General features: G+C 44.2%; 3 protein-coding genes. 1 reads left to right on the forward strand and 2 read right to left on the reverse strand.

Annotated features, from left to right (window positions below; genetic code table 11):
- Together BLU70_RS14115 and BLU70_RS14120 are read right to left on the reverse strand one after the other, a co-directional pair.
- The coding region (locus BLU70_RS14115) for a sigma-70 family RNA polymerase sigma factor (RefSeq protein ID WP_244885243.1) at nt 1–377 on the reverse strand (377 nt) is incomplete at its 3' end.
- Between the two features lie 215 nt (nt 378–592).
- The gene (locus BLU70_RS14120) at nt 593–1861 is read right to left on the reverse strand and encodes a hypothetical protein (RefSeq protein ID WP_074693994.1); all 1269 of its coding nucleotides are present in this window, start codon (nt 1859–1861) and stop codon (nt 593–595) included.
- Between the two features lie 292 nt (nt 1862–2153).
- Between BLU70_RS14120 and BLU70_RS14125 the strand changes: the two genes are divergently transcribed.
- A complete protein-coding gene (locus tag BLU70_RS14125) occupies nt 2154–2333 on the forward strand; it encodes a hypothetical protein (protein ID WP_074693995.1) in 180 nt (59 codons plus the stop codon).
- Nucleotides 2334–2366: the final 33 nt, after the last annotated feature.

Raw genomic sequence — 2366 nt, forward strand, 5'->3', positions numbered from 1 at the left:
TCCGAAATTGTAGCTATATCCATATCCTCATAATAAAAAAGGTACAACACAGTTCGATACCTGTTGTCTAATTTCATCAGACAATCACTCATATATGTTCTTTGGACAAAACTTTCTGAATGATCCTCAATGTGATCCCGATCGATGTCATACATTTTCAATACACGCTTCCAGCGACTTCGATTATGGGATTTGCACTCGTTAATCAGTATTGATATTAGCCACGTAAATAAACTGCTCTTACCCTTAAATGTATGACATTTCTTTATCGCTTTTATCAGCGCTTCTTGTACACAATCTTCAGCAATATGAGCATCTTTAACAATCACGTATGCTAAACGAATCAAACTGGCTTCTTGGCGTTGTACAATGCCCATTAATGACTCAAGTACGTCCTCGTCATGGTTAGAAAAACGTTTAGGGGTGTTCGTGGCACATCGCCTCCTCTCACCATTCATCAATTAGACGCTGATGATCTGGTGTTTTGTTTCATCATGGCTTCGAAATAGCATACCCCCTGACCTCTGCGGCAGGGGGATATAAATAAAGAATTTTGACAAGGTGACAGCCTAATTTCTGCTGCCATTAGACGTCATGGAAGGTCTGGAATTGAAACTGTATCAGCAATATCCCCAGACGTTTGGGTTAGAGACGATGCTTGTCTATCACTAAATGTTGCTTTGTAGTTGTCATCAAACACAAAATTGCCGAACGAATTCGTCATGGTAATGCCGGGTTGAATATCATAAGATGAGGTGGCGTCGGTCGTTCCGGGCTTCCAATCCCATTGCCACGCCCCGTAAACACCAGGGTTAGAAGTATTTTGGTAGGAGACATTGTTACTAGAAGATCCAGTAGAGAATGAAATACTAGGCTCCTTGGCAAGCGTGTATGTCCACGAAGTTTGAGTGGAGCCAGTGGCAACATTAGGCTCGAAAGCGCTCAAGGCTTCACCACCATACGTGGTTCCTAGTGTCATACCGACGGCCATATATAAAGCATAATCTTGCCAAGGTGGATTTTCACTTGGGCTATAAGTCATCCCTGGTTCAATCTGGTCTGACATTATGACATCCCATTCGGAGTTATTAGACCCATTTGTGCTAACACGAGTTGCTGTATACCCATAAACAACCTTTCCAGCAATTTCGCTTCCATTATAGATATAATCAGCAGAGGCTGTGTAATTCCAGTTGTTACCTCCCCCTCCTGGTGTGGAATTGGTGGAAATGACCGCATTGCTCACCTGGGACGAAATGGAGCTAGGTGATGCTGAGACTGCATTTTGTTTTTGCGCTACATTGAGCGCATCTTGGTACATTTGAAATAGTTGATTTACAACTTCTGTTTGCGATGGAGTACCATTAGACCGAACCGTAAACACGGAAGCTGAAGCTTCCCCTGGGATCTTTGCAATACCCACTGCTATCGTTTCCAATTGACTGGTTGTCGTGGTTCCATTCGTCGTTGAACTAATCGTTTTATTAATCGGAGTCGATACGGGACCTGGAGCATTGAAGGCATCGCGGACGAGTTGATCCGAAAGTTTTCCGTCGCCGTTGCCGAAGATAATAATCATTTTCCCATGGCTAAAGTCACTAACCAAAGATGAAAATTCTGTACTTTGAGTCATCGCATTCAAAGCATTTGGGTCTGCGTATCCTGCATTCCCTTTTGAAGGATTTACGATCTGATTAGGACCGGAAACATTGCCTCGATAGACAATTACATAGTTACTACTGGTCTGAGCAATTGAGAGATTTTGTGGTGTACTTGTCGCCGCCAAAACAACAAGAGGAGACGCTACTACAGTCATCATTGAGAGTGGAGCAAGAACCTTGGTAATTCGAGACTTAAACACGATAATCTCTCCCTTACATCGTATTCCCAACTAGTTCAATGCCATCCCTACGTCTTTTCGAATCTAGGTAAATTGGTGTAGATGTTCCGCTAGATAAGCAAGCGTCTCGTAGGTCGGATGCAGAAGTTCCTTCCCTTACCTTCTTTGTAACTCACTTTACACAGAATTGGCAAGAAAAACATGCGCTACCACGAGTAGCACATGTTACAGAGGCGAAAAGCCACGTTGCGTGGAGAAGGCAAGCAGCGTATACTCTCAAACAGAACATATGTTCGCATATAGGAGTGCCCGTATGAACTGTCCTACCGCCTTACTCCGCCAACTCCTTATCCTCGAACGCATCCAAGCGCACATCACCCGCGAACTTTCGCGCGTCAAGGCACAAATGCGCGCGGACGGGTTACACATCGTTGTAGATGGCCACGATAGAATCGACATTAGTGGCCACGAGATTCCGTCAGGGAGGCGATAAAAAAGATCCGCACAATCTCTGTCGAATGTTGTA

It is taken from the genome of Alicyclobacillus hesperidum, assembly GCF_900107035.1.
GTDB classification, from domain to species: Bacteria; Bacillota; Bacilli; order Alicyclobacillales; family Alicyclobacillaceae; genus Alicyclobacillus; species Alicyclobacillus hesperidum.

Bases quoted from the DNA above. Each gene is read 5' to 3' on its own strand.
- BLU70_RS14125 (WP_074693995.1), top strand. From the start codon at position 2,154: ATGAACTGTCCTACCGCCTTACTCCGCCAACTCCTTATCCTCGAACGC.